Source organism: Bradyrhizobium sp. 1 (genome assembly GCF_023073315.1).
In the GTDB taxonomy this organism is placed as follows: Bacteria; Pseudomonadota; Alphaproteobacteria; order Rhizobiales; family Xanthobacteraceae; genus Bradyrhizobium.
The window spans coordinates 388,739-413,796 of sequence record NZ_JADPJH010000010.1 but is presented as its reverse complement, the minus strand read 5'-3'; the positions used below and the strand labels follow the sequence as shown (position 1 = coordinate 413,796).

Below are 25,058 nucleotides of genomic sequence, written 5' to 3'. Positions count from 1 at the left end.
GGAGCAGAACGCATGCGTTAGCAGCAATCGCTCGACAGACGCGGCAATCGCTCTGGGGCAGTCGCCGGTCCGGTCCCGTAGACCATCATAAATGCAGGCGATGCCTCCGACTATCCACCCCTGATGGATAATCCTTCCGGCATTTCGCCAATTATCGCTCGAACCAAAAAGACCGATCATCTCAGAACGCCGACAGGAGACTGACATGTCCGAGATGCTCCGTACCGAGAATTTCCAGCAAGCAGCTGAAATCATTCATGATTATCCCAAGGCGCCGACGACTGTCCCGGCCGGGGCCATGGTCAGGCGCGCGGCTTTGGCGCTCGCGCTGCTCTTGGGCACGACAGCCATTGTCTATTACGGATACGACTACTGGACCAACGGCCGCTACCTCGAGACGACCGACGACGCGTATGTGAAGGCCGACTCCACGATCATCGCACCAAAAGTCTCCGGCTACATCGCGAAGGTGCTGGTCGGCGACAACGAGAAGGTCCGGGCGGGCCAGCTGCTGGCCAGGATCGACGACCGCGACTTCAAGGCGGCGCTTGACCAGGCTAAAGCCGACGTCGCCGCCGGCGAAGCCTCGGTGCGCAACATCGATGCCCAGCTCGAACTGCAGCAGCCGGTCATCGAGCAGAGCACGGCCGATGTCACCGCGGCCGATGCCAATCTGAAATTCGCGCAGGAAGAACGCGCCCGCTACGACGATCTGATGAAGTCGGGCTCGGGCACGATCCAGCGCGCACAGCAGACCGACGCGGCACTGCGCGCCAGCAGCGCGCAATTGCAGCACGCCAAGTCGGGCCTCGTGGCCGCAGAGCGCAAGGTCGACGTGCTCACCACCCAGCGCGGCCAGGCCACAGCGCAACTCGAACGCGCTCGCGCTGTCGCGCAGCAGGCAGAGCTGAACCTGTCCTATACCGAGATCACTGCGCCGGTCGACGGCACGGTCGGCGCCCGCAGCTTGCGCGTCGGCCAGTTCGTGCAAGCCGGCACGCAATTAATGGCGGTGGTGCCGCTCGATGCGGTCTATGTGGTCGCCAACTTCAAGGAGACGCAGCTCACGCATGTGCGCCCCGGCCAGCCGGTCGAGCTGCACGTCGACAGTTTTCGCAATCGCACGCTGCGCGGTCATGTCGATAGCCTTTCGCCGGCCAGCGGACTTGAATTCGCACTGCTGCCGCCTGATAACGCCACCGGCAATTTCACAAAAATCGTGCAGCGCGTGCCGGTGAAGATCGTGCTCGACGATTACAGTCTGACGGGCCTGCTGCGGCCCGGCATGTCGGCGGTGCCGACCGTCGATACCAAGCAGACCGTGCTGGCTGAGCGAGAGACGGCGAAGCGCCTCGCCGACAATTCGTCCCGCCAGAACGGCGGCTGAGGTCGGACGACCGGCGGGATTATCAAGTCCTGCCGGACGATCCTTCCCTGGCTTCCTCGATTATCGAAACCATCGGTCCAATGCATCCTGTCTCTGTAACCGAGACGAGGCTTCCATGAACACGCTCCAACCGGCCGTCAACGCCGCCGCCAGCCTTCCTGCTCCCGCTGCGCCCGCCACGCCGGCGGTCTCTGCAAAAACCTGGATCGCGGTGATCGGCGCCACCCTCGGCGCCTTCATGGCGGTGCTGAACATCCAGATCGTCAACGCCTCGCTCGCGGACATCCAGGGCGCGATCGGCGCCGGCATCGACGACGGCGGCTGGATCTCGACCTCCTATCTGATCGCCGAGATCGTGGTGATCCCGCTCTCCGGCTGGCTCGCACAAGTGTTCTCGATCCGGATCTACCTGCTTGCCAACGCGATCCTGTTCCTGGTTCTGTCCGCGGCCTGTGCGCTGGCGCAGGACCTGCCGCAGATGATCGTGCTGCGCGCCGTGCAGGGATTTACCGGCGGTGTGCTGATCCCGATGGCCTTCACCTTGATCATCACGCTCCTGCCGCGTGCCAAGCAGCCGGTGGGCCTCGCGCTGTTCGCGCTGTCGGCGACATTCGCGCCCGCGATCGGCCCGACCATTGGCGGCTATCTCACCGAGAACTTTGGTTGGCAGTACATCTTCTACGTCAACGTCGTGCCCGGCGCGATCATGGTCGGCATGCTCTGGTACGCGCTCGACGCCAAGCCGATGAAGCTGGCATTGCTGCGTGAGGGCGACTGGGCCGGCATCATCACCATGGCCATCGGCCTGTCCGCGCTCCAGACCGTGCTGGAAGAAGGCAACAAGGACGACTGGTTCGGATCGCCCTTCATCGTCAAGCTGTCGGTGATCGCAGCCGTCGCGCTGACCGCCTTCCTGATCATCGAGCTCACCGTGAAGAAGCCGCTGTTGAATCTGCGCCTGCTGGTCCGCCGCAATTTCGGCTTCGGCATGCTCGCGAACTTTTTGCTGGGCGTCGCGCTGTACGGCTCGGTGTTCATCCTGCCGCAATATCTGGCGCGCATCCAGGGCTACAATGCCGAGCAGATCGGCATGGTGCTGGCATGGACCGGTTTGCCGCAACTCGTGCTGATCCCGCTGGTGCCGCGCCTGATGCAGAAGTTCGATGCGCGGATCATCATCGGGACCGGCTTCGTCTTGTTCGCAGCTTCCAATTTCATGAACATCTACATGACCAACGATTACGGGTCCGACCAGCTGCTTTTGCCCAACATCGTCCGTGCGATCGGCCAGGCGCTGGTGCTCGCGCCGTTGTCCGCGGTCGCGACCGCTGGCATCGAGGCGGAGAATGCGGGCTCGGCCTCCGGCCTGTTCAACATGATGCGCAATCTCGGCGGCGCCGTCGGCATCGCGCTGCTCCAGACCATGCTGACCAAGCGCGAGCAATATCACTCCAACGTGCTGATGCAGTCGGTCTCGGTGTTCGAGCAGGCGACCCGGACGCGGCTGGAGCAGCTCACGCAGTATTTCGTCAATCACGGCGTGCTCGATCGTGCCGACGCCGCGCATCGCGCCTATGTCGCGATCGGCCATACCGTGCAGAAGCAGGCCTATATCTTCGCCTTCAGCGACACCTTCTATCTGCTCGGCATGGCGCTGATCGTCGCGCTTGCCGCCGTCCTCTTCCTGAAGAAGCCCGGCCAGACCTCGGCCGGCGGAGCCCACTGACCTCACCCCCGCAAGCAAGGAGAACGACCATGAAACCCCGCATGAACTTCTACCAGGCCGCCCCCGACACGATGAAGGCGCTGATGGCGCTGGAAGAGCAGATCCAGTCGACGGGTCTGGAGAAATCGCTGATCGAGCTGGTCAAGATCCGCGCGTCGCAGATCAACGGCTGCGCCTTCTGCATCAACATGCACACCGAGGACGCCCGCAAGCGCGGCGAGACCGAGCAGCGCATCTATCTGCTCAATGCCTGGCGTGAGTCCCCGCTCTATACCGACCGCGAGCGTGCCGCGCTGGCGTGGACGGAGTCGGTGACGCTGATCTCCGAGACGCACGCGCCCGACGATGTTTACGAGCAGGTGCGTGCGCAGTTCACCGATGCAGAGACGGTGAACCTGACCATGCTGATCGGCGCCATCAATGCCTGGAACAGGATCGCGATCGCGTTCAGGGCGGCACATCCGGTGAAGGTGAAGGCGTCGGTGGCGTAGACCGCAACGCTCCCTCGCAGCCAAGTCTTGTAGGGTGGGCAAAGCGTAGCGTGCCCACCACTTCTTCAGCTAATGCGAGAAGACGTGGGCACGGCGCAAGCGCGCCTTTGCCCACCCTACGACAGCCGAGTGCGGGCTAAACCGCCGTCGCCTTCGCGAACTCCACATAGATCTCGCGGAGCCGCGTCGCCATCGGGCCGGGCTTGCCATCGCCGATCGTCTTGCCGTCGAGTGCGACCACCGGCTGCACGAACGACGAAGCCGAGGTGATGAAGGCTTCCTTGGCGGCGAGCGCCTCGGCGACGGTGAAGGAACGTTCCTCGACGCGAAGCTGGCGCTCCTCGGCAAGTGCGATCACGGCCTTGCGCGTGCAGCCCGGCAGGATCGCGTTGGAGTTCTGGCGGGTGACGATGACGTCGTCCTTGGTCAGGATGAACGCCGTGGACGAGCCGCCTTCGGTCACATAGCCGTCCTGCAGCATCCAGGCCTCGCCGGCGCCGGCTTCGGCCGCGGCCTGCTTCGCCAGCACCTGCGCCAGCAACGCCACGCTCTTGATGTCGCGCCGCTCCCAGCGGATGTCGGGCACCGTGATCACATTGATGCCGGTCTTGGCTGCCGCGGAGCCGATGATGTCCTTCTCGGACGTGAACATCACCAGGCTCGACTTGACCTCGCCCTTCGGGAACGGGAAGTCGCGGCCCTTGTCGGCGCCGCGCGTCACCTGGAGATAGACGAGACCGCTTTCGATCTTGTTGCGCGCGATCAGCTCCTTCTGGATCTCGGTGATGCGCTCGACCGTCTCCGGCAGCTTGAGCTTGATCTCGCCGACCGAACGCTCCAGCCGCGCCAGATGCGAGGCGTTGTCGACCAGCTTGCCGTCAAGCACGGCCGAGACCTCGTAGATGCCGTCGGCAAACAGGAAACCGCGATCGAGCACCGAGATTTTGGCGTCCGAGAGCGGGACGAATGAGCCGTTGACGTAGGCGATCGAGTCCAAGGCAGGTCTCCTGAGGACGAAGGTGGAATTGCTCACCCGTATAGGAGATTTGGCGAGCCCGATAAACCCTCGATCCGTCATTCCGGGGGCATTCGCAAAGCGAATGAGCCCGGAATGACAGAGAAAATTAATGCGACAGAATTTTCGACAAGAACTTCTGCGCGCGGTCGCTGCGGGGCTTGCCGAAGAAATCGTCCTTCGGGGCGTCCTCGACGATCTCGCCGCGGTCCATGAAGATGACGCGGTTGGCGACCTTGCGGGCAAAGCCCATCTCGTGGGTCACGACCATCATGGTCATGCCCTCATGGGCGAGATCGACCATGACGTCGAGCACCTCGCTGACCATTTCAGGATCGAGCGCCGAGGTCGGTTCGTCGAACAGCATGACGATGGGATCCATGGCGAGCGCGCGCGCGATCGCGACGCGCTGCTGCTGCCCACCGGAGAGCTGCGCGGGAAACTTCTCCGCCTGTTCCTTCAGCCCGACGCGCTCCAGCAACTGCATGCCTTTCGCCACCGCCTTGTCGCGCGACCGGTCGAGCACCTTCTGCTGTGCGAGGCAGAGATTGTCGATGATCTTCAGATGCGGGAACAGCTCGAAGTGCTGGAACACCATGCCGACGCGCGAGCGCAATTTCGGCAGATTGGTCTTGGGATCGTTGACCTTGGTGCCGTCGACGCTGATGTCGCCGCTCTGGAACGGCTCCAGCGCATTGACGCATTTGATCAGCGTCGATTTGCCCGAGCCCGAAGGGCCGCAGACCACGACGACCTCGCCCTTGGTGACGCTGGTGGTGCAGTCGGTCAGCACCTGGAAGGTCGGGCTATACCATTTGTTGACGTGGCTGATTTCGATCATGACCGACACGCTCTATCGAATGATGGCGATGCGCGCCTGCAGGCGACGCACGCCAAAGGACGCAACACAGGAAATGGTGAAGTAGACGACGGCCGCGAACAGATACATCTCGACCAGGCGGCCGTCGCGCTGCGCGACCTTGCTCGCCGCGCCCAGGAAGTCCGGGATCGAGAGCACGTAGACCAGCGAAGTGTCCTGGAACAGCACGATTGTTTGTGTCAGCAGCACCGGCAGCATGTTGCGGAACGCCTGCGGCAGCACGACGTAGCGCATGGTCTGGGCGTAGGTGAGGCCGAGCGCGTTGGCCGCGGCCGGCTGGCCGCGCGAGATCGACTGGATGCCGGCGCGCATGATCTCGGAGAAGTACGCCGCCTCGAACATGATGAAGGTGATGAGCGAGGATGCGAAGGCACCGACGCTGATCGGCCGCGAGGCGCCGGTCACCCACTGCCCGATATAGGGCACCAGGAAGTAGAACCAGAAGATCACCAGCACCAGCGGCAGCGAACGCATGAAGTCGACATAGAAGCCCGCGATGCGGCCGAGCACCTTGTAGCCGGACAGCCGCATCAGCGCGATCGCCGTGCCGAAGATCAGGCCGCCGAGGCCCGCGAGCGCCGTTAGCGTCACGGTGAACGTCATACCCTCGTAGAACAGATAGGGCAGCGCGCGGCGGATGACGTCGAAATCGAGATTACTGAACATGGCGCTATTTCCCCGTGATGTAGCCGGGGATCGCGACCCAGCGCTCGAGGAAGCGCATCGCGGTTACCACAACGGCGTTGACGAGGAGGTAGATGAGGGTCGCGGCCGTGAACGCCTCGAACACCTGGAACGAAAACTCCTGCATCGAACGTGCCTGTCCGGTCAGCTCGAGCAGGCCGATGGTGATGGCGACCGCCGTGTTCTTGATGGTGTTGAGGAACTCGGAGGTCAGCGGCGGCAGGATGATGCGGAACGCCATCGGCAGCAGCACATAGCGATAGCCCTGCACGGTGGTCAGGCCCAGCGCGGTCGCGGCCATCCTCTGCCCGCGCGGCAGCGAGCCGATGCCCGCCTGCAATTGCACTGCGACGCGCGCCGACATGAAGAAGCCGACGCCAAGCGCGGCCGTCCAGAACGGCGCGTTCGGCAGTTGCTTCAGCCAAGTGCCGGCCGATTTCGGCAGCAATTCCGGCAGCACGAAGAACCACAGGAACAGCTGCACCAACAGCGGCATGTTGCGGAAGAATTCGACCCAGCAGAAGCCGATCCAGGACGCGGTCTTCGACGGCAACGTGCGCAGCACGCCGACGATCGTGCCGAAAATCAGCGCGATGATCCAGGCGAGCACGGCCGTCTTGAGGGTCAGCGCCAGTCCCGACAGCAGCATGTCGAGATAGTTGCCGGTCCCCATCGGGTTCGGTTCGAAGAAAATTCCCCAGTTCCAGTGGTAGTTCACGTGTCCCCCGCGCGAACGCGCCCATCAGAGATGGCTCGAAAGAAGTCCTTGGCGCCTATGCAAATGTCCGGCCACTCTGGTGTCAAGAGTGGCCGGACATGGTCTCGATCCCTGGATCGAGGTTATATCTTACTTATAGTCGTCCGGGTTCGGCGAGTCCGAAGGTTTTGCGAACTCGTTCTTCAGCTCGGCCGAAATCGGGGTGTTGAGGTTGAGGCCCTTCGGCGGGATCTTGGCCGTGAACCACTTCTCATAGATCTTCTGGCCTTCGCCGGAGGTGTAGAGCGCACCAACCGCGGCATCGACCACCTTCTTGAAGGGCGCGTCGTCCTTGCGCAGCATGATGCCGTAGGGCTCCGGCTTGGAGAACGCATCCTTGGAGATGACGTAGTCGTCCGGCGACTTCGAGCCGGCAACGAGGCTCGCGAGCAGGATGTCGTCCATCACGAACGCGACCGCGCGATCGGTCTCGACCATCAGGAAGGATTCGGCATGGTCCTTGGCCGGGATGATGTTGGCGCCAAGGCTCTTCGCAACGTTGGCTTCGGTGAGCTGCTTGATGTTGGTGGTGCCTGCGGTCGAGACCACCGTCTTGCCCTTGAGATCGTCGATCGACTTCAGGCCGCTCGATTTCTTGAAGACGTAGCGGCTGGCGGTCAGGAAGTGCGTGGGGGCGAAGGCGACCTGCTTCTGACGGTCGGCGTTGTTGGTGGTCGAACCGCATTCGAGGTCGATGGTGCCATTGGCCATCAGCGGAATACGCGTCGCCGAGGTCACGGGGTTGAGCTTGACCTCGAGCTTGTCGAGCTTGAGCTCCTTCTTCACGGCGTCGACGATCTTGTAGCAGATATCCATCGCGTACCCGACGGGCTTCTGATTGTCGTCGAGATAGGAGAACGGGATCGAGGAGTCGCGGAAGCCGAGCGTGATCGCGCCGGTGTCCTTGATGTTCTTCAACGTGCCGGTCAGCTCCTGGGCCCCAGCCTGGCTGACGGCAAAGGTCGCGGCGAGCGCGAGGCCGATGCTACGGAGATGTTTCACTTTTTTGTTCCCTTCAGGATGATGCGGCTGGATGCAAGCACAAATCAAGCCGGATTAGAATGTGACTTTCGGCGGGATCGCAGCTCAGGTTAACGGGCTCAGGTCAGTGGCTTGGGCAGCTCCCCGAGATCCCAGAACAGCCCGGCCATCACCGTCAAGGCCTCTTCGGTCAATGGCAGCAGGATGTGCTCATTGGGCGCATGCTGGGAGCAGCCGGGATAGGAATGCGGGACCCAGATCGTCGGCAAGCCGAGAGTCTCGGAAAACACGTCGTTAGGCAGCGAGCCGCCGAAATTCGGCAGAACGGCCGGCGTCTTGCCGGTGGTCTCTCTCACCGAATCCGCCGCCCATTGGATCCAGGGGCTGTCGAAATCGGTGCGCGACGCCGCAAAGCTCTGCGCAGCTCTCACCTCGACCATCGGAAAACCCTTCTGGGCAAGATGCGCACGCACGGCGTCGATCAGGCCGTCGACCTTGGTGCCGACCACGAAGCGCAGTTGCAGCACGGCATTGGCGTTGCCGGGAATGGCGTTCGCCGGCTTCCCGATATTGCCCGACGACATCGCCAGCACTTCGAGCGTGTTCCAGGCATAGAGCCGTTCGGCCGCAGAAAGACCTTCCTCGCCCCAGTTCTCCGCGAGCGCGGGCTCGTCCTCGGTCGGCACCACCTGCACGTCGGCGAGATAGCTGCGAATCTGGTTGGTGAGGCGCGGCGGCTTCAGCGCGTCGAGCTGAAGACGGCCGTGGCCGTCGACCAGCGTCGAAATCGCGTTGACCAGGATGGTCGCGGGGTTGGCGAGCACGCCGCCCCAATTGCCGGAATGGTGGCCGCCGTCGCGCAAATTCACGTCGAGATGGATGCGGATGCCGCCGCGGCATCCCAGGAACAGTGTCGGGCGGTCGGCCGACAGGCGCGGCCCGTCGGAGGCCATGAACAGGTCGGCCTTCAGCACATCGCGATTGAGATCGCAGACCTTGCCCAAATCAGGCGAGCCGATCTCCTCGCCCATCTCGATGATGAACTTGGCATTGAAACCAAGCTTGCCGCCGCGGGCGTCGCGCACCGCGCGGAGCGCCGCCATGTTGATGCTGTGCTGACCCTTGTTGTCGGCGGTGCCGCGGCCATAGAGCCGCGTGCCCGCAACCATCGTGCGCCAGGGATCACGGCCGTCGCGCCATTCGCCCTCCATGCCGTCGACGACGTCACCATGGCCGTAGATCAGCACGGTCGGCGCCGTGGCGCTCTCCTGATGCTCGGCGAACAGGAATGGCGCTTTGCCGCTCGGGGATTCGACGATGCGGCTGGTAAAATCGAGCGCGGCGAAGGCAGGTATCATCTCCTGTTCCAGATAAGCGCGCAGCTCAGGACCGCGCGAGGCATTCTGACTCTCGGTCTTGAAGCCGACACGGCGGTCGAGTTCAGCAAGGAACGCACCGGATTTGAAGTCGTCCCGGGCGCGGGCGATGGCATCGGCTCTGGTCATTATTTGCTTTTCGAGGTTTCGAGACGAAGGAGCTTACCCGAGACGGGCGGGCCTTCGAAAGTGGCGGGGACTTCGATACTCTTGGGATTTCGTTCTTGCTCTCTTGAGATTAGCTTGCCAAGAGCGGGAGCGCCGCTGATTTTGGCCTTGCCAATGACAAGTTATATGCAAGAACTTCGCCAGATTGGGGCGCACGTCTATCATTCGAAGAGCGCTCAGTACAGGGCGCCGGGGGACTAGCATGGCCAAAGAGATCAGGCTCAACGCCTTCGCGATGAATTGCGTTGCGCACCAGTCACCGGGCCTGTGGACCCATCCGCGCGACCGCACTGCCGAATATAACCGCCTGCCCTACTGGATCGACCTTGCAAAAACGCTGGAGCGCGGACGTTTCGACGGGCTGTTCCTGGCCGACGTGCTCGGGGTCTACGACGTCTATGGCAACAGCCCTGACGCGGCCTTGCGCAATGGGGCGCAGACGCCGTCGAACGAGCCGCTGCTGCTGCTGTCAGCGATGGCGGCGGTGACCAAGAATCTCGGCTTCGGCGTCACCAGCAATTTATCGTTCGAGCCGCCCTACCCGTTCGCGCGGCGGATGTCGACGCTCGATCATCTCACCGAGGGACGGATCGGCTGGAACGTCGTCACCGGCTATCTCGACAGCGCCGCGCGCGGCGCCGGCAAGGAGAAGCAGACCGGCCACGACGACCGCTACGACATCGCCGACGAATATATGGAGGTGGTCTACAAGCTCTGGGAAGGGAGCTGGGAGGACGACGCGGTGGTGCGGGATCGCAAGCGCGGCATCTTCACCGATCCCAGCAAGGTTCATCGCGTCAATCACGAGGGCGCGAACTGGCGCATCAACAATACCATCCATCTCAGCGAGCCATCGCCGCAGCGCACGCCGGTGCTGTACCAGGCCGGCACCTCGCCGCGCGGCCGGCAGTTCGCGGCCAAACACGCCGAATGCGTGTTCATGTCGGGGCCGTCGGCCAGGATCATCGCGCCGCGGGTGTCCGCGATCCGCCAGGAAGCCGCCGCGTTCGGCCGCAACCCAGCCGAGATCCTGATGTTCAACATGATGACGATCATCCTCGGCAACACCGAAGCCGAAGCGGCGGCCAAATATGCCGACTACCGGTCGCATATCAGCCCGGAAGGCGCGCTCGCCCTGATGTCGGGATGGACCGGCATCGACTTCTCCGGCTACGAGCTCGACCAGCAGGTGCGTCACGTCCAGAACGATGCCGGCCGCAGCGCACTCGACAACGTCACCCGCGGCGATCCTGATCGCGTCTGGACCGTGCGCGACGTCATCGAACATGTCGGTATCGGCGGCGCCGGTCCCGTCGTGGTGGGAACGCCTGAGAGCGTCGCAGACAAGATCGAGGATTGGTTCGAGAAGACCGACGTCGACGGCCTCAACGTCGCCTTTGCGATCTCGCCCGGCGATTTCGAGGATATCGCGGACATGCTGGTGCCGGAGCTGACTAAGCGCGGGCGGTACAAGCCGGAATATGCAAAGGGCACGCTGCGAGAGAAGCTGTTCGGCGACGGCCGGGCGAGGCTAGGAGCGCCGCATCCGGCGGCGGGGTATCGGGTGGGGAAGAAGGGGTAGCTTCCTCCTCCTCGTCATTGCGAGCGGAGCGAAGCAATCCAGATGTCACCGCCGAGGGATTCTGGATTGCTTCGTCGCTTCGCTCCTCGCAATGACGCCGGTGGGCAGCCGCGCCTACACCTTCCCGTCCACCATCACCTCGATCAGCTTCGTTCCCGGCCGCGCAAACGCCGATGCCAGGGTCGCTTTCAGCTCGCGGGGATCGCTGATCTTGATCGCCTCGCAGCCGAGTGCCTTGGCGACGCCGGCAAAATCCACCGGCGGATCGATAAAATCCATGCCGACATAATTATCGTCGCCATGGAAGGCGAGCAGGCGCTGCTTGATGATGCGGTAGCCGCCATTGTTGGCGATGACGACGTTGAGCGGCAGCTTGTGATGCGCCGCGGTCCATAGCGACTGGATCGAATACATCGCACTGCCGTCGCCGGAGAAGCACACGACGGGCCGATCCGGATTGGCGATGCTGGCGCCGACCGAGGCCGGCAGGCCCCAGCCGATGCCGCCGGAGGCGAGGCCGTGATAGCCGTAGCGGTCGCGGTGTGGACGCAGCGCCGTGATCTGGCGGCTAGAGGTGAGGCCTTCGTCGACGAGGATGGCGTGATCGGGCATCGCCTCGACCATTTGTAGCACCAGATAGTCAGGATCGATGGGGTTGCGGCCCGCGCTCTTGCCGATCTGCTCGACCAGCGCGGCACGCCGTGCGGTCCAGTTCTTCGGCACGAGTTCGGCGAGGCGCTGCTTGGCGCGGCTCGTCAGTGTCGCGCCGCCCATCTCCTTCAGCACCGGGATCAGCGCGCGCAGCGTTTCCTTGAGATCCGCCTTCAGCGCGATCTCGGCGCCGTAATTCTTGGCGATCTCCCAATCGACCAGACCCACCTGCACGATGCCAAGGCCATCGGGCAGCGCATCGACCTCGCTATAGACAGACATCCGCAGGGGATCGCCGCCCAGCGCGATCAGGAGATCGTAAGGCGCGAGCGTATCGCGCGCGACCTTCTGCACGCGCGCCAGCGTGCCGACGAAGCTCGGGCTCTCCGAGAGGAAGTGCGAGCCATAGGGTGTTGAAGATTGATAGGCGGCTGCACCGAGCAATTCGGCGAGTTCGGCAGCTTCCTTGAGCGCATCGCTCTTGACCACCTCATCCATGGTGACGATCACCGGGCGTTCGGCCTTGAGCAGGCGCGCTGCAAAAGCCCTCAGCGCCTCGTCCGACGGTTTGGTGCGCGCGTCGATGCGGGTGGAGCGGCCGAGATCGATGCCGGCTTCGCTGTTGAGAATGTCGCCCGGTAGCGAGATGAATACCGGCCCGGTCGGCGGCGTCATCGCGACCTTGGCGGCACGACGCACGATGCGCGGCAGATCCTCCAGCCGCGTCACCTCGACCGCCCATTTCACCAGCGGCTCGGCCATGCGCACCAGCGGACCATACAGCACCGGCTCCATCAGCCCGTGGCCCTGCTCCTGCTGGCCGGCCGTCAGGATCATCGGCGTGCCCGTGAACTGGGCGTTGTAAAGCGAACCCATCGCGTTGCCGAGGCCGGGCGCGACATGGACGTTGCAGGCGACGAGTTTTCCGGAGGCCCGGCTATAGCCATCGGCGATCGCGACCACGAGACTCTCCTGCATCGCCATCACATAGGTGAGATCAGGATGGTCCTTCAACGCATGCATGATCGGCAATTCGGTGGTGCCGGGATTGCCGAACAGGTGCGTGATGCCCTCGTCCTTGAGCAGCGCGAGAAAGGCGGAGCGGCCGGTGATCTTGTTCTTCATGTTTCCTCCAGGAGCGGGCGTTGCCGCAGGGCGGAGGCATGATGGCCGAAGTTTTGGGATGCGCGCAATGGAGCGGGGTCATGGCTGCGTTGCGCGCGACGGTCTCGTGTCCCGGACGCGACGCGGCACGCAGTGACGTGGCGCAGAGCCGGGACCCAGATTCGCGCCGGGCTCGCTGCTGCATGGGCCCCGGCTCAGCAGCGCTCCGCCGAAGAGGCGCTGCGCTGCGTCAGGGGCACGAGACGAGAGTGAGTGGCTTCCGCTACATCTCCTCGCGCCCCAGCTCGAACGGGTCCTCACCGCCCGCGCGCTTCTTCTTTTTCGAGCGCTGCCAGACCACACCCGGAAAGCCCTTCAGCGGCACCAGCGGCTCGCCCGTGTAAGCCCATTCCTGGAGTTCTTCGATCGCGATGTGATAGAGCGGCTGGCGGCCGGTGCGCTCGTTGAACAGCGCGCGGGGAATGTTGACCATGTGCGGGCCGCGCGGGCGCTCATAGGCGATCGGCGTGCCGCAATGCGAGCAGAAGCTGCGCGCCGTCTTGGTCGTCTTATCCTCGTAACGCGTGAGCGCGGTCTTGCCGGCGGTGATGCGAAAGCGCTTTTTCCAGCTGCCGACATAGGTCGCGTAAGCCGCGCCATGGGCGCGGCGGCTGGCGGCGGAATGATCGTGCCAGGCCCAGCGCGCGGGGATGTCGATCTCGAAGGTGACCTTGCCGCAGAGGCATTGGCCGGTGGCGATACCTGCGGCGACTGCGGCTTTGGCCATGGTGGCTCTCTCCGTCGTCATTGCGCGTGCGACAATACACGATCGTCATTCCGGGGCGCGACAAAGTCGCGAGCCCGGAATCCATCAGGCGGCAGACCAAGGCGGAATGGATTCCGGGCTCGACGCTTCGCGCCGCCCCGGAATGACGGAGAGAGACTTACGCCGGCGTCAGCTCGTCATAAACAGGATAGTCCGTATACCCCTTCTCCTCGCCGCCATAGAACGTCGTGCGGTTGTACGGCGTGATCGGATAGTCGTGCTCAAGCCGCCGCGGCAGGTCCGGGTTGGAGATGAAGATGCGGCCGAAGGCGATAATGTCGGCGTGGCCGTCTTTTATTGCCGCATTCGCGGTCTCGCCGGTGAAGCCGCCGGCGGTCATCAGCACGCCGCTGTAGAGCGGGCGGAACAGCAGCATCGCCGACGGCACGTTCTGCCAGTTGACTTCGGCTCGCCCCGAGCCGCTGGAGCGCGGCTCGATGAAATGCAGATAGGCGAGACCGAGCTTGTCGATCGCCTTCACCACATGCGTGTAGAGCGGCATCGGATCGGGCTCGCCGGAATCATTGGCAATGCCGTGGGGCGACAGCCGCACGCCGACGCGGTTCGCGCCCCAGACGTCGATCGCGGCCTGCGTGACCTCGAGCAGCAGCCGCGCGCGGTTCTCGATCGAGCCGCCATATTGATCGGTGCGCTGGTTGCTGCGCGACTGTAAAAACTGCTCGAGCAGATAGCCGTTGGCGCCGTGGATCTCGACACCGTCAAAGCCGGCGGCGAGCGCGTTCTTGGCACCTTGGCGGAATGCCTCGACGACGCCCTTGACCTCGTCGGTCTCCAATGCGCGCGGCGTCTCATAGTCGCCGATCTTGCCGTCGGCCATCATCGCCTTCATGCCCTCGGCCTTGATGGGTATCGCCGAGGCCGACACCGGCGGCTGACCGCCATGATAAGATGAATGCGAGACTCGGCCGACATGCCAGAGCTGGAGGAAGATAATGCCGCCCTTGGCGTGCACGGCATCCGTCACCTTGCGCCAGCCCGCAATCTGCGACTCCGAATAGATGCCGGGCGTCGCCGGATTGCCGCGGCCGTGCGAAAGCACGGGTGAAGCCTCGGCGATCAGCAGGCCGCCTTGCGTAGCGCGCTGGCCGTAATATTCGGCGTTGAGCGGCCGCGGCGAAAAGCTGTCGCGCTCGGCGCGCATGCGCGTCAGCGGCGCCATCGCGACGCGATGCGCGAGCTTGTACGGACCGACCTGCAACGGTTTGAACAACGCCTCGAACTTCATGTGATCCCCGGAATGATCGATGAGAGGACGGGGATCATATGAGAAAGAGGGGCAGCTCGGAAGCCGCTTGGGCGGATGGCTGGCCAGCCGAAAGATGCGGTAGAACCAAAAAGCCCCGGGCCGTGGCCCGAGGCTTTGCATCCGTTCAGAACGGCGGATCAGTATTTCGCGACGACCGGGCCCGAGCCGAACTTGTAGTTCAGGCCGACCCGCGCGATGTGGCCGGTGAAATCCGCGGTTGCGTCAAGGCCGCGCGCCGGGCCTGGAGTGAACGGGAACAGCGGATTGAAGATGGTGTATTTCTGGCTGCCGAGATCATAATAGAGGTACTCGAGCTTGACGCTCCAGTTCGACGCAAAGTGGTACTCGCCGCCACCGCCGACGGCCCAGCCCACGCGCCAGCTTTCCGACGTCCCCGCGCTACAGATCACGTTGAGGCATTGCGTGCCGGCCGGAAGCGTGGGATCCATGATCGAGGTCGACGCCTTGACGTGTCCATAGGCAAGACCGCCGGTCCCGTAGAGCATCAAGTCGGGTGTAACGGTGGCACCGATCCGGCCGCGCACGGTCCCCAACCAGTCGACCTTCTGCTCCTGCGTGCTCGTGAGGGTGGGGAAGACCGGCAGGCTTCGCGTGACCGTCGAGCTGCCCTTGATTCCGGCAGCCGCGATATCGGCTTCGACGCCCCATACCAGGGAGCCGGTCTGCACATTGTAGCCGGCCTGCACGCCGCCCAGCACCCCACGCGGGTTTGTTGCCAGGGACGGCGGGACAAGGCCGCCCGCCAGCGCCATGTCGAGCACACCGGCGGTGAAAACCGGATCATGCGGCGCGAGCTTGATCGCATCATCGCTCCAGCCGTACCCGACATTCACGCCGGCGTAGAAGCCCGACCAATTGTAGGCGACCGGCAATTGCGGCGCCTTGTAGAGCGGCGCACGTGCGGCCATATCGGCCGCGAATGCGGGCTGCGCCGAGGCGACGCCCACAGCCACAAGCATGATCGAAGCGAAGCGGAGCATTCTTGATTCCCAGACCCGAACATTGACGTCGACCAGAACTAACCGGCCAACGTTGGAAATGGGATAACAATCCTTGCAAGATCGCGGACGACAGCAGTTTCAAAAATCGCTTGTAGCGTCCGGGCAACAACTCCTGGTCGTCGCAAGCAAGCTGTCGTCGCCGCAAGCAAGACCGTTCGCTGAAGTCCGGACGCGATGGCGCGCTAAGCCGTCTTGATCCAGACGGCCTTCACGTTGAGATATTCTTCAACATGCTGCTTGCCGGACTCGCGGCCATAGCCGCTCATCTTGTAGCCGCCGAACGGCACGGCCGGGTCCATCGCCTGGTAGCAATTCACCCACACCGAGCCGGCGCGCAAGCGCTTCGCAACCGCATGCGCCTTGCTGACGTCACGCGTCCACAGGCCCGAACCGAGGCCGAAAGTGGTGTTGTTGGCGCGCTTGACCAGTTCGTCCATGTCCTTGAACGCGATGGCGGAGATGACGGGGCCAAAAATCTCCTCCTGCGCGATCCGCATGTTGTCCTGGACGCCCGCGAACACCGTCGGTGAGACGAAGAAGCCTTTTGACAGCGCGCCTTCCGTCACCCGGCCGCCGCCGGCGAGCGCCTTCGCGCCTTCCTTCTGGCCGATGTCGAGATAGCTGGTGACGCGTTCGAGTTGCTGTTCGGAGACCAGCGGACCGATCTGGGTGTTGGGATCGAGGCCGTTGCCGACCTGCAGCTTCTTGCCGAACTCGGCAACGCGGCCGACGAACTCTTCGTAGATCGACTGCTCGACGAACAGACGCGTGCCGGCACTGCAGATCTGGCCGGAATTAGCGAACACCGCCATCGCGGCGCCGGGAACGGCAGCATCAAGGTCGGCATCCGCGAACACGATGTCGGGCGATTTGCCGCCGAGCTCGAGCGAGACGCGCTTCAGGTTGCCGGCGGAGGCACGGATGATCGACTGCCCCGTGACATGCGAACCGGTGAAGGCGACCTTGTCGACATCGTGATGCGAAGCGAGCGCGGCACCCGCGGTCTCGCCATAGCCGGGCACGACGTTGACGACGCCGGGGGGAATGCCGGCTTCCATCGCCAGCTCCGCAATGCGCAGCGAGGTCAGCGGCGCTTCCTCGGCGGGCTTCAGCACCACGGTGCAGCCGGTTGCGATCGCAGGCCCAATCTTCCAGAGCGTCGCGGTCAGCGGGCCGTTCCAGGGAATGATGGCGCCGACGACGCCGATCGGCTCCTTCAGCGTGTAGGAGAAGATTTCGCCGGGCAGCGAGTTCTCGATGGTCTCGCCGTGGATCGCGGTGGTCTGGCCGGCGTAATAGCGCAGCATGCCGACGGCGCGCAGGCGATAGGCGCGGGTGCGGCTCAGCGGCGCGCCCATGTCGAGCGTGTCGAGCTGCGACAATTCGTCGAAATTCTTCTCGACGAGGTCGGCGAGCTTGAGCAGCAGATTCTGCCGCTCGAACGGCTTGACCTTGCTCCATGGGCCTTCGAAGGCGCGGCGGGCCGCCTCAACGGCGCGGTCGATGTCTTCCTTGTCGCCCTCGGCGACGGTGGCGAGCAATTCGCCGGTGGCGGGGTTGTGGGTCTCGAAGCGCTTGCCGGAGGCAGCGTCGACCCACTTCCCGTCGATCAGCATCTGCTTGTAGGACCCGTTGGCGAACGGATGGCGCGTGATCGGAATAGCCTGCGACACAGCCATGGCTGCACTCCCTAGTCAGGTGATTGATTGGGTTCGATCTGGGCGGGATCGTTAGGTGGAATAGAATACAGCGCTACCGGATGCGCGTAAAGGCGGCGCGGAACGAAGACCACCCATCCCGACTTGTGCAGGGTCGCACGCGTGCCATGTTATAGCTCGACCAAGCCCCTGCCCGGAGACGAACCATGCCGCACCCCGCCATCGTCAAAGACAATGTTGCCGTGATCACGGGTGGCGCGTCCGGCATCGGGTTTGCCGCCGCAGCAGCCTTCGCGCGCGCCGGCATGAAGGTGTGCATCGCCGATGTCGATGAGGCGCGACTGGCGGAGGCCGCAACAAAACTGTCATCCGTCGCGTCTGCCACACATGTGATGACCTTCGCCGTCGATGTCGGCAAGGCGGAGAGCGTCAAGGAACTGGAACGCGCGGTGGGCGCGCATTTCGGCGGCACCGATATCCTGATGAACAATGCCGGCATCCAGCCCGGCAGCGCGCTGTTCGGCGAACCCGACAATTGGCAGCGCATCATCGGCGTCAACATGTGGGGCATCATCAACGGCTCGCGCATCTTCGCGCCCAGCATGATTGCGCGCGGCAAATGCGGGCTCATCGTCAACACCGGCTCCAAGCAGGGCATCACGACACCGCCGGGCGATCCCGCCTACAACGTCTCCAAGGCCGGCGTGAAGGCTTTTACGGAAGCGCTCCAGCACGACCTGCGCAACACCAGGGATTGCCGCATCAGCGCGCATCTCCTGATCCCCGGCTTCGTCTTCACCGGGCTCACCGCGAAGGGCCGCACCGAGAAGCCGGCCGGAGCCTGGACACCGGAACAGACGGTCGATTTCATGCTGGCACGGCTGGAAGCCGGCGACTTCTACATCCTGTGCCCGGACAACGACGTGACGCGCGCACTCGACGAAAAGCGCATGCTGTGGGCCGCCGGCGACATCGTCGAGAATCGCCCGCCGCTGTCGCGCTGGCACCCGGATTATGCGGAGGCGTTCAAGAAGTTTGTGGAGGGGGAGTAGGCGCTCTGTCACTCCCTCGCCCTGTTCCTACGGGAAGGGGTTAGAAGCCTACAGCGTCTCCTGCTGGTGCCCGCAATTCTTGCAGGCGAACTTAACGCGGCTCTGGCCCTTTTCCGCCTGGACCCGGTTCGGCGCGCCGCACTTGCCGCAGACGGCCTCGATGCGGGTCGCGCCCTGCTTCACGACGATGGTCTTCTTTTCCATCGATTCGCGGATCAGGCGTTCGGCCTCCTCACGCAGGGATTGTTTCGACAAAGCTCGTCTCCGCCATGAATGCGGGCGAGGCTTATCGCACCTGCGTCAAAATCACAATCCGAAACGGCCGCTCAGACCTCGACAATCACATAACTGTCCTCGACATGCACCGGAAACGTCTCGGCCACATACGGGCCTTTCTGCAGTTCCTCACCGCGCTCCACCGCGACGGGATATGAGCGGATCTTGACCCGGTTCGGATCGAACCAGGACTGGCCGTTGCGCATGTCGAATTCCCAGCCGTGCCAGGGACAGCGCAGCATCTCGCCGACCCGCGAGCGCTCGTAGACACCCGGCTCTGGTGAGGTCAGCCGCGCCACGCACGCGGCCTTCTCCAGCGGCGCGCCCTCGTGCGGGCAGCGGTTCAACAGCGCGAAGAATTCGCCATTGACATGGAACACGACGATGTCACGCCCAGCGACATCGACGACCTTGTTGCCGCCGGGCGGGATCTCCGAGGTGGACGCGACGATGTGACGGGCCATATCTCTTCAGAAAGCCTCTGATCAGAACTTGTAGACTGCACGGGCATTGCTGCTGAAGATCTTCCTCCGCTCGGCCTCCGTCAGCGGCGTCTTGAAGGCGAAACGTGGATCGTCGAAATCCCAGTGCGGATAGTCCGACGAGAACAACAGACGGTCGATGCCGACCCATTCGATCAGCGCGCGCAGATGCCGCGCCTCGTCCGGCTCGTCGATCGGCTGCGTCGTGAACCAGAAACTTTCACGCACATATTCCGACGGTTTGCGCTTGAGATGCGGCACCTCGCTGCGGAAGCGTTCGAAATGCTGATCCATGCGCCACACCGCCGAAGGGATCCAGCCGAAGCCGCCTTCGATGAAGACGAACTTCAATTTTGGAAAGCGCTCCGGCACGCCTTCGATGACGAGGCTCGCGAGCTGCGCCGCGATGGTGTGCGCATTGGACTGGTGCTCCTCGACATAGTAGGACGGCCAGCCGCCGCCGGTCGGCGCATGGCCGCCATAACCGCCGACATGGATGCCGAGCGGCAGGTCGAGTTCTTGGGCGCGCTCATAGATCGGCCAGTAGCGGCGGCGGCCGAGCGGCTCGTTGGCGCGCGGCGAGACGTTGATCTGAATGTATTCGCCGATTTTGGCGCAGCGCTCGATCTCGGCGATGGCAAGATCAACGCCGTCCTGTCCAACCAGGATCGAGGCCTTCAGGCGGGAATCGCGATGTGACCAGAACGCCAGCTGCCAGTCGTTGATGGCGCGCTGGATCGCCGCGCCGAACTCCAGATTCTGCTGCGAGAAGATGAAGAGATCGAGCACCTGCAAAATCCCGAACTCGACGTCGAGCGGATCGAGATGCTGCTTCTGCATGAAGGCGAGATCGGAGCCGGGCGGCCCACCGGTCGGCGGCCACGCATCGCGCCGCGCGATCAGCGGCGATGAGCGTGGATAGGGCGTGGTGAAGAGATAGGGCGTGCGCAGATGGCTGCCATATTCCTTCAGATGCTGCTGCCAGCGCTTTGGCAGGAACTCGTTGAGATCGTCCGTCGATCGCAAGCTCGGATGCACGTCGCAATCGACGATGCGCAGCCGCGTCGCGGCGGTCTTTTCCTCGTCCAACAGCGGGCGGTCGATGACGTCACTCATGCGAGCCTCCAAAATCAGTTGATCGACAACCGCGGAAACGTCTCCAGCGGATTGTCGACGCACATTTTTGCGATAATGCTCTTCGGCAAATTCGGCGGGATCGGATCATCGCCGTCGAACTGCCAGTGCGGATAGTCGGACGCGAACAGGAACATCTTTTCGGAGCCGATCTGGTCGATGATGTCTTCGACGCTCTTGGCATCGCCGGGCGCGTCGAACGGCTGCATGGTGACGCGAAAATTGTCGCGGATGATCGCAGCGGGCTCGCGCTCGACCCAGGGCACCTCGACGCGCACACCGCGCCAGGTCTTGTTGGCCCGCCACATGAAGGCCGGCAGCCAGCTGACGCCCGACTCCATCAGCACGACCTTGAGGTCCGGAAACTTGCCGAACACGCCCTCATAGATCAGGCTCAATATCTGCGCCTGAAACGCCTGCGCCTCGACGAAGTAATATTCGTAGCGGTGCGACGGCCAGCCGGCCGAGCTCGGTGCCTGCCGATATTGGGTGCCGGCGTGGATCGCGAGCGGCAGCTTGTACTTCTCGGCGAGCCGATAGACCGGCCAGAAATGCCGCCGTCCCAGCAACGTCTCGCCTTGCGCCAGTACCAGGATCGAAACGAAACGATTGTCGCCGGCGCGGCGCTCGATCTCCTCGATCGCCAGATCCGGGTCCTGCATCGGCACCACGATGGAGGCGCGCAGCCGCGGATCGCGCGACAGCCATTCGGCCGCGATCCAGTCGTTGATGGCCTTGCAGAAATCCGCCGCCATGTAGGCGTCGAACACGGCCTGCGCGCCGTAAAGGACGTTGAGGATGGCGTGGCTGGCGCCGAGTTGCTCGAACGCGCCCTTCTGCACCATCGCAAGATCGGAGCCGGGCCTTGTGCCATTCGCCGGCCGCCAGTCGGCCCGGCCTGACAGCGGCATGCTCGGCGGATAGGAGGTGAGATCGAGCCCGTCGATGGCCCGGCTCACCACCTGCTCTTTCCAGTGATCGCTGAGATAGGGAAGCAATGTCGTGCGGGTGCCACCGACCGCCGGGTGGATGTCGCAGTCGATCCGCGTCACGGCCATGAGCTTCCTCGCCAAGATCTTGTAAACAAGTCTTATTGGCGGCGTTCTTTTTGCCGCCTGCGCAGAGTGCTCCGGCCGCCGCGGCAGCGCAAGAGCACACGCCCGCGCGATCCGTCATGGCTCGGTTGCATTTCGCAGTCGCGATATGAGGCGACGGATGCTCCAGCATCCGCCGCCCTGCATCGCATATAGCCTCGTTCATCGACGCCCTTGTTCAAGCCGCCTTGGAGACTTCCATCAGCAGACGCTCGGCCTTGGCATCCTCGATGCGGTTCACCATCCGGCTGCTCTCGTGATTGTCGCGGACGGTCTTGGTCAGGGTGATACAGGTCTGGATCAGCATCACGATGCCCATGGTGAGATAACCCTTCATCCAGAGATCGATCGGCAGGAAGAAGATGCCGATGGCGACGAGGAAGGCGGAGGCTGCGAAGGACGCGTAAGTGAAGGTCATCCAGGCGCCGCTGTGGGGCTGGCCGTTCTGGTTCATGATGGTCTCCTGTTGGTTCGAATGATGATGCGATTTGAGATCAGGCAATCGGCATGCGCTTGGACTTCAACCGCGCGAGCACGTCGTCCGCGGTCGTCTTGAGCCGCGGGCCAAAACCCTGCTCGGCGAGTCTTTCCGCGGTCGCGAGCGGACCGGTGGCCGCATCGAACTCGACCAACGCGTCATCGGCGGCCTGGGCCTCCAGCTGCCGGTCGCGCAGGCGCCTCAAGGTGCCCTCGGCCTCGGGCAGCGTGGATTCGTAAGGACGCGCCGCCTCGATGCCGCTGCGGCGAAGCGAGCGCACCGCTTCCGAGGCGCGGGCGATACGGCGGCCGCGATCGAGTTCGGTGATGCGGGCCTGCGCGCCTGCAACGTGCCGCTTCAACCTGATGATCTCGGTCGCGAACAATGCGCGCGCCGTCATCGCCGCATCACGGTCGGCTTCGAGACCCGCGATGGCCTCGGCGGCGTCCTTGGCGAGATCCTCGCGGCCGCCATCGAGCGCCGAAACCGCGCGGGTCTCGAGATCGGCGATGCGGGCAACGGTCGTCTCGAGCTTGCGGCCCTCCTGCTGGTCCTGGGCTATGGCCAGCGCCAGCGTCCGCTTGCTGCGCTCGACGGCCGCGGCCGCATCACGCATCTGCTGGTCGAGGATGAGAAGGGCCGCGCGGTCCTCCAGCTCCTCGCCTGCGGCGGCCACGCTGCCGCGGAAAAGTGTCACTACGGTCTTGAACATCTGCTGCTCCCTGTTATGAGCGTTGCTCACAGATACTTTGTAGCAATGAACTTGAACATCGTTCAAGAAATATTTGAGCGGCGCTCAAGAATTTGGTTAACGAATGACTAAAACCTTGGAGCGTCGGGAGAAGCTGCGGTCCGACTTGGTCCGGGCGGCCGAGCAGATGATTGCTGGGCGGGGGTTGGCGGGTCTCAAAACTCGCGATTTGGCCCGCGAGATCGGCTGCGCCAATGGCGCGGTCTACAATCTCGTCGCCGACGTGGACGAGCTGGTTCTGCGCGTCGGCTCACGCACGCTGCTCCGGCTCGATGAGGCGCTCAGCGCGGCGGTACGCGCGGGCAATCCGTCGCCCCAGGAGACGCTGGTCCGCATCGCAATTGCCTATTGCGATTTCGCCGCGGAAAATCTCCAGCTCTGGCGCGCAATGTTCGAGCACCGCATGGAGGCCGACAAGGCCCTGCCCGACTGGTCGGTCGATGACCAATTGCAGTTGTTTCGCCACATCTACAAGCCGCTGGCCGAGCTGCTGCCGAAACGAGGTGCCGACGAGCTCGGCATCACCGCGCGCAGCCTGTTCTCGGCGGTGCATGGCATGGTGGCGCTGGGACTGGAGCAAAGGCTGGTCGCCGTTCCCCAGCCGGCGCTGCGCAAGGAGATCGCTGGCCTTGTACGCGCGATGATCGACGGCTTGATCGCGCGCGAGCTAGCCGGGGCGCCTGACTAAAATTTCGCCTGTCGCGTCGCGCGCGGCACGCTTAGCCTTTGCGGCGTCTCGTCCTCTCTTCGGAGTTCTCCCATGCCCCTCCTCATTCGCGGCGGCACCGTCGTCAATCACGATCATTCACGGCGTGCGGACGTGCTGATCGACGGCGAGACCATCGTCGCGGTCGGGGCATCGCTCGACGCGCCGACGGGCGCTGAGATCCTCGATGCCGGCGGCGCCTACATCATCCCGGGCGGCATCGATCCGCACACCCATCTCGAAATGCCGTTCATGGGCACCGTTACCGCCGACGATTTCGAATCGGGAACCAAGGCGGCGCTGACCGGCGGCACCACCATGGTGGTGGATTTCTGCCTGCCCGATCCCGGCCAGTCGATGCTCGCGGCCTATCAGGAGTGGCGGCACAAATCCGAGAAAGCGGCGGCCGATTACGGCTTCCACATGGCGGTGACGTCATGGTCGAAGCAGATCCATGACGAGATGGAGACCGTGGTCAAGACCTACGGCATCAACACCTTCAAGCACTTCATGGCCTACAAGGGCGCGCTGATGGTGAACGATGACGAACTCTATAACTCCTTCGCGCGCTGCGCCCATCTCGGCGCCATGCCTGTGGTGCATGCCGAGAATGGCGAGGTCGTCGCCTTGATGCAGGAAGCGCTGATCGCGCGCGGCGTCACCGGCCCCGAGGGACACGCCTATTCACGGCCACCGGAGGTCGAAGGCGAAGCCACCAACCGCGCCATCATGATCGCCGATATGACGGGCACGCCGGTCTACATCGTGCACACGAGCTGCCGCCAGGCGCATGAGGCGATCGCGCGGGCACGCGCAGCGGGAAAACGCGTCTATGGCGAGCCGCTCATCCAGCATCTGCTGCTCGACGAGAGTGAATACCAGAACAAGGACTGGGATCATTCCGCACAGCGCGTGATGTCGCCGCCGTTCCGCGACAGATCTCATCAGGACAGCCTGTGGGCCGGTCTGCAATCCGGCTCGCTCCAGGTGGTCGCGACCGACCACTGCGCGTTCACCACCGAGCAGAAGCGGTTCGGGCTCGGCGATTTCAGAAAGATTCCGAACGGAACAGGCGGTCTCGAAGATCGGCTCGCACTGCTGTGGACCGCGGGCGTCGCGACGGGGCGGCTGACCAAGGAAGAATTCGTCGCGGTGACGTCGGCGAACATCGCCCGCATCCTCAACATCTATCCGCGCAAGGGCGCGGTCGCAGTCGGCTCGGAGGCCGATGTCGTGGTGTGGGATCCCGAGGCGACGAAAACCATCAGCGCCAAGCGGCAGATGAGCCGGATCGATTACAACGTGTTCGAGGGCTTTGCCTGCACCGGCGGGCCGGCCGCGACGGTGTCGCGCGGCCGTGTCGTCTGGAAGGACGGCGATCTGCGCGCCGAGGCTGGCGACGGGCACTATGTCGAACGTCCGGCGTTCTCGCCGGTGCATGTGGCGAATTCGACATGGAAGGAATTGACCGCCCCGCGTGCAGTCTTACGTGGAGCGGTCACGCCGTAAC

At 63.7% G+C, this 25,058-nt stretch carries 24 protein-coding genes; 7 read left to right on the top strand and 17 right to left on the bottom strand.

Translation table 11 applies throughout. The features are described 5' to 3' along the window. Positions 1–205: 205 nt before the first annotated feature. The 3 genes from IVB29_RS04600 to IVB29_RS04590 all read left to right on the top strand — a co-directional run bounded on the left by IVB29_RS04600 (position 206) and on the right by IVB29_RS04590 (position 3,604). On the top strand, positions 206–1,387 hold the full coding sequence (locus IVB29_RS04600; RefSeq protein WP_247502192.1) for an HlyD family secretion protein: 1,182 nt from the start codon (positions 206–208) through the stop codon (positions 1,385–1,387). A 115-nt stretch (positions 1,388–1,502) separates the two neighbouring features. After that, positions 1,503–3,113 (top strand): MDR family MFS transporter, encoded by a 1,611-nt coding sequence (locus IVB29_RS04595; protein ID WP_247502191.1) that lies wholly within the window; start codon positions 1,503–1,505, stop codon positions 3,111–3,113. A gap of 29 nt (positions 3,114–3,142) precedes the next feature. Further along, entirely contained in the window at positions 3,143–3,604 is a 462-nt protein-coding gene (locus IVB29_RS04590) for a carboxymuconolactone decarboxylase family protein (protein ID WP_247502190.1), read from the top strand. A gap of 136 nt (positions 3,605–3,740) precedes the next feature. On the opposite strand, the gene IVB29_RS04585 is transcribed toward IVB29_RS04590, so the two are convergent. From IVB29_RS04585 to IVB29_RS04560, 6 genes are all read right to left on the bottom strand, one after another. Continuing rightward, the gene (locus IVB29_RS04585) at positions 3,741–4,601 is read right to left on the bottom strand and encodes a D-amino-acid transaminase (protein ID WP_247502189.1); all 861 of its coding nucleotides are present in this window, start codon (positions 4,599–4,601) and stop codon (positions 3,741–3,743) included. Positions 4,602–4,728: 127 nt separating this feature from the next. Next, positions 4,729–5,460 (bottom strand): amino acid ABC transporter ATP-binding protein, encoded by a 732-nt coding sequence (locus IVB29_RS04580; protein ID WP_247502188.1) that lies wholly within the window; start codon positions 5,458–5,460, stop codon positions 4,729–4,731. 12 nt (positions 5,461–5,472) lie between these two features. Next, positions 5,473–6,165, bottom strand: coding sequence for an ABC transporter permease subunit (locus tag IVB29_RS04575; RefSeq protein ID WP_247502187.1), 693 nt, complete (start codon positions 6,163–6,165; stop codon positions 5,473–5,475). A 4-nt stretch (positions 6,166–6,169) separates the two neighbouring features. Then, entirely contained in the window at positions 6,170–6,901 is a 732-nt protein-coding gene (locus tag IVB29_RS04570; RefSeq protein WP_247502186.1) for an amino acid ABC transporter permease, read from the bottom strand. Between the two features lie 129 nt (positions 6,902–7,030). After that, positions 7,031–7,942 (bottom strand): amino acid ABC transporter substrate-binding protein, encoded by a 912-nt coding sequence (locus IVB29_RS04565; RefSeq protein WP_247502185.1) that lies wholly within the window; start codon positions 7,940–7,942, stop codon positions 7,031–7,033. Positions 7,943–8,040: 98 nt separating this feature from the next. Continuing rightward, entirely contained in the window at positions 8,041–9,426 is a 1,386-nt protein-coding gene (locus tag IVB29_RS04560) for a M20 family metallopeptidase (protein ID WP_247502184.1), read from the bottom strand. A 241-nt stretch (positions 9,427–9,667) separates the two neighbouring features. On the opposite strand from IVB29_RS04560, the gene IVB29_RS04555 reads away from it, so the two are divergent. Continuing rightward, positions 9,668–11,047 carry an LLM class flavin-dependent oxidoreductase gene (locus tag IVB29_RS04555; protein WP_247502183.1) on the top strand — a complete coding sequence of 460 codons (1,380 nt, stop codon included), beginning with the start codon at positions 9,668–9,670 and terminating at the stop codon, positions 11,045–11,047. 114 nt (positions 11,048–11,161) lie between these two features. Here IVB29_RS04555 and IVB29_RS04550 read toward each other — a convergent pair whose 3' ends face one another. The 5 genes from IVB29_RS04550 to IVB29_RS04530 form a co-directional block, all read right to left on the bottom strand. Next, positions 11,162–12,823 carry a thiamine pyrophosphate-binding protein gene (locus IVB29_RS04550; RefSeq protein ID WP_247502182.1) on the bottom strand — a complete coding sequence of 554 codons (1,662 nt, stop codon included), beginning with the start codon at positions 12,821–12,823 and terminating at the stop codon, positions 11,162–11,164. 262 nt (positions 12,824–13,085) lie between these two features. Beyond that, positions 13,086–13,589, bottom strand: coding sequence for a GFA family protein (locus IVB29_RS04545; RefSeq protein ID WP_247502181.1), 504 nt, complete (start codon positions 13,587–13,589; stop codon positions 13,086–13,088). A 157-nt stretch (positions 13,590–13,746) separates the two neighbouring features. Then, positions 13,747–14,874 (bottom strand): alkene reductase, encoded by a 1,128-nt coding sequence (locus IVB29_RS04540; protein ID WP_247502180.1) that lies wholly within the window; start codon positions 14,872–14,874, stop codon positions 13,747–13,749. 158 nt (positions 14,875–15,032) lie between these two features. Then, positions 15,033–15,896 (bottom strand): outer membrane protein, encoded by an 864-nt coding sequence (locus IVB29_RS04535; RefSeq protein WP_247502179.1) that lies wholly within the window; start codon positions 15,894–15,896, stop codon positions 15,033–15,035. 203 nt (positions 15,897–16,099) lie between these two features. Continuing rightward, positions 16,100–17,596, bottom strand: coding sequence for an aldehyde dehydrogenase family protein (locus tag IVB29_RS04530; RefSeq protein WP_247502178.1), 1,497 nt, complete (start codon positions 17,594–17,596; stop codon positions 16,100–16,102). Between the two features lie 185 nt (positions 17,597–17,781). Here IVB29_RS04530 and IVB29_RS04525 point away from each other — a divergent pair, with 185 nt between their 5' ends. Next, complete coding sequence (locus IVB29_RS04525) at positions 17,782–18,627, top strand: SDR family NAD(P)-dependent oxidoreductase (RefSeq protein WP_247502177.1); 846 nt, start codon at positions 17,782–17,784, stop codon at positions 18,625–18,627. A 48-nt stretch (positions 18,628–18,675) separates the two neighbouring features. Here IVB29_RS04525 and IVB29_RS04520 read toward each other — a convergent pair whose 3' ends face one another. The 6 genes from IVB29_RS04520 to IVB29_RS04495 all read right to left on the bottom strand — a co-directional run bounded on the left by IVB29_RS04520 (position 18,676) and on the right by IVB29_RS04495 (position 22,803). Further along, positions 18,676–18,882: a hypothetical protein gene (locus IVB29_RS04520; RefSeq protein WP_092029370.1), complete on the bottom strand. Its 207-nt coding sequence runs from the start codon at positions 18,880–18,882 to the stop codon at positions 18,676–18,678. Between the two features lie 71 nt (positions 18,883–18,953). Beyond that, positions 18,954–19,367, bottom strand: coding sequence for a Rieske (2Fe-2S) protein (locus tag IVB29_RS04515; protein ID WP_247502176.1), 414 nt, complete (start codon positions 19,365–19,367; stop codon positions 18,954–18,956). A 21-nt stretch (positions 19,368–19,388) separates the two neighbouring features. Beyond that, complete coding sequence (locus IVB29_RS04510; RefSeq protein ID WP_247502175.1) at positions 19,389–20,501, bottom strand: amidohydrolase family protein; 1,113 nt, start codon at positions 20,499–20,501, stop codon at positions 19,389–19,391. A 14-nt stretch (positions 20,502–20,515) separates the two neighbouring features. Continuing rightward, positions 20,516–21,577, bottom strand: coding sequence for an amidohydrolase family protein (locus IVB29_RS04505; protein WP_247502174.1), 1,062 nt, complete (start codon positions 21,575–21,577; stop codon positions 20,516–20,518). Positions 21,578–21,791: 214 nt separating this feature from the next. Continuing rightward, positions 21,792–22,067 (bottom strand): YiaA/YiaB family inner membrane protein, encoded by a 276-nt coding sequence (locus tag IVB29_RS04500; RefSeq protein ID WP_247502173.1) that lies wholly within the window; start codon positions 22,065–22,067, stop codon positions 21,792–21,794. A 40-nt stretch (positions 22,068–22,107) separates the two neighbouring features. Next, positions 22,108–22,803 carry a PspA/IM30 family protein gene (locus tag IVB29_RS04495; RefSeq protein WP_247502172.1) on the bottom strand — a complete coding sequence of 232 codons (696 nt, stop codon included), beginning with the start codon at positions 22,801–22,803 and terminating at the stop codon, positions 22,108–22,110. 103 nt (positions 22,804–22,906) lie between these two features. Here IVB29_RS04495 and IVB29_RS04490 point away from each other — a divergent pair, with 103 nt between their 5' ends. Both IVB29_RS04490 and hydA read left to right on the top strand, forming a co-directional pair. Further along, the gene (locus IVB29_RS04490) at positions 22,907–23,530 is read left to right on the top strand and encodes a TetR/AcrR family transcriptional regulator (RefSeq protein WP_247502171.1); all 624 of its coding nucleotides are present in this window, start codon (positions 22,907–22,909) and stop codon (positions 23,528–23,530) included. 72 nt (positions 23,531–23,602) lie between these two features. Further along, a complete protein-coding gene (gene hydA / locus IVB29_RS04485) occupies positions 23,603–25,057 on the top strand; it encodes a dihydropyrimidinase (RefSeq protein WP_247502170.1) in 1,455 nt (484 codons plus the stop codon). Position 25,058: the final 1 nt, after the last annotated feature.

What these genes read in the sequence shown, in the direction of transcription:
- IVB29_RS04600 (WP_247502192.1), top strand. Translation starts at nt 206, where the DNA reads ATGTCCGAGATGCTCCGTACCGAGAATTTCCAGCAAGCAGCTGAAATC.
- IVB29_RS04595 (WP_247502191.1), top strand. Translation starts at nt 1,503, where the DNA reads ATGAACACGCTCCAACCGGCCGTCAACGCCGCCGCCAGCCTTCCTGCT.
- IVB29_RS04590 (WP_247502190.1), top strand. Translation starts at nt 3,143, where the DNA reads ATGAAACCCCGCATGAACTTCTACCAGGCCGCCCCCGACACGATGAAG.
- IVB29_RS04580 (WP_247502188.1), bottom strand. Translation starts at nt 5,460, where the DNA reads ATGATCGAAATCAGCCACGTCAACAAATGGTATAGCCCGACCTTCCAG.
- IVB29_RS04575 (WP_247502187.1), bottom strand. Translation starts at nt 6,165, where the DNA reads ATGTTCAGTAATCTCGATTTCGACGTCATCCGCCGCGCGCTGCCCTAT.
- IVB29_RS04560 (WP_247502184.1), bottom strand. Translation starts at nt 9,426, where the DNA reads ATGACCAGAGCCGATGCCATCGCCCGCGCCCGGGACGACTTCAAATCC.
- IVB29_RS04555 (WP_247502183.1), top strand. Translation starts at nt 9,668, where the DNA reads ATGGCCAAAGAGATCAGGCTCAACGCCTTCGCGATGAATTGCGTTGCG.
- IVB29_RS04550 (WP_247502182.1), bottom strand. Translation starts at nt 12,823, where the DNA reads ATGAAGAACAAGATCACCGGCCGCTCCGCCTTTCTCGCGCTGCTCAAG.
- IVB29_RS04545 (WP_247502181.1), bottom strand. Translation starts at nt 13,589, where the DNA reads ATGGCCAAAGCCGCAGTCGCCGCAGGTATCGCCACCGGCCAATGCCTC.
- IVB29_RS04540 (WP_247502180.1), bottom strand. Translation starts at nt 14,874, where the DNA reads ATGAAGTTCGAGGCGTTGTTCAAACCGTTGCAGGTCGGTCCGTACAAG.
- IVB29_RS04535 (WP_247502179.1), bottom strand. Translation starts at nt 15,896, where the DNA reads ATGCTCCGCTTCGCTTCGATCATGCTTGTGGCTGTGGGCGTCGCCTCG.
- IVB29_RS04530 (WP_247502178.1), bottom strand. Translation starts at nt 17,596, where the DNA reads ATGGCTGTGTCGCAGGCTATTCCGATCACGCGCCATCCGTTCGCCAAC.
- IVB29_RS04525 (WP_247502177.1), top strand. Translation starts at nt 17,782, where the DNA reads ATGCCGCACCCCGCCATCGTCAAAGACAATGTTGCCGTGATCACGGGT.
- IVB29_RS04515 (WP_247502176.1), bottom strand. Translation starts at nt 19,367, where the DNA reads ATGGCCCGTCACATCGTCGCGTCCACCTCGGAGATCCCGCCCGGCGGC.
- IVB29_RS04510 (WP_247502175.1), bottom strand. Translation starts at nt 20,501, where the DNA reads ATGAGTGACGTCATCGACCGCCCGCTGTTGGACGAGGAAAAGACCGCC.
- IVB29_RS04505 (WP_247502174.1), bottom strand. Translation starts at nt 21,577, where the DNA reads ATGGCCGTGACGCGGATCGACTGCGACATCCACCCGGCGGTCGGTGGC.
- IVB29_RS04500 (WP_247502173.1), bottom strand. Translation starts at nt 22,067, where the DNA reads ATGAACCAGAACGGCCAGCCCCACAGCGGCGCCTGGATGACCTTCACT.
- IVB29_RS04495 (WP_247502172.1), bottom strand. Translation starts at nt 22,803, where the DNA reads ATGTTCAAGACCGTAGTGACACTTTTCCGCGGCAGCGTGGCCGCCGCA.
- IVB29_RS04490 (WP_247502171.1), top strand. Translation starts at nt 22,907, where the DNA reads ATGACTAAAACCTTGGAGCGTCGGGAGAAGCTGCGGTCCGACTTGGTC.
- hydA (WP_247502170.1), top strand. Translation starts at nt 23,603, where the DNA reads ATGCCCCTCCTCATTCGCGGCGGCACCGTCGTCAATCACGATCATTCA.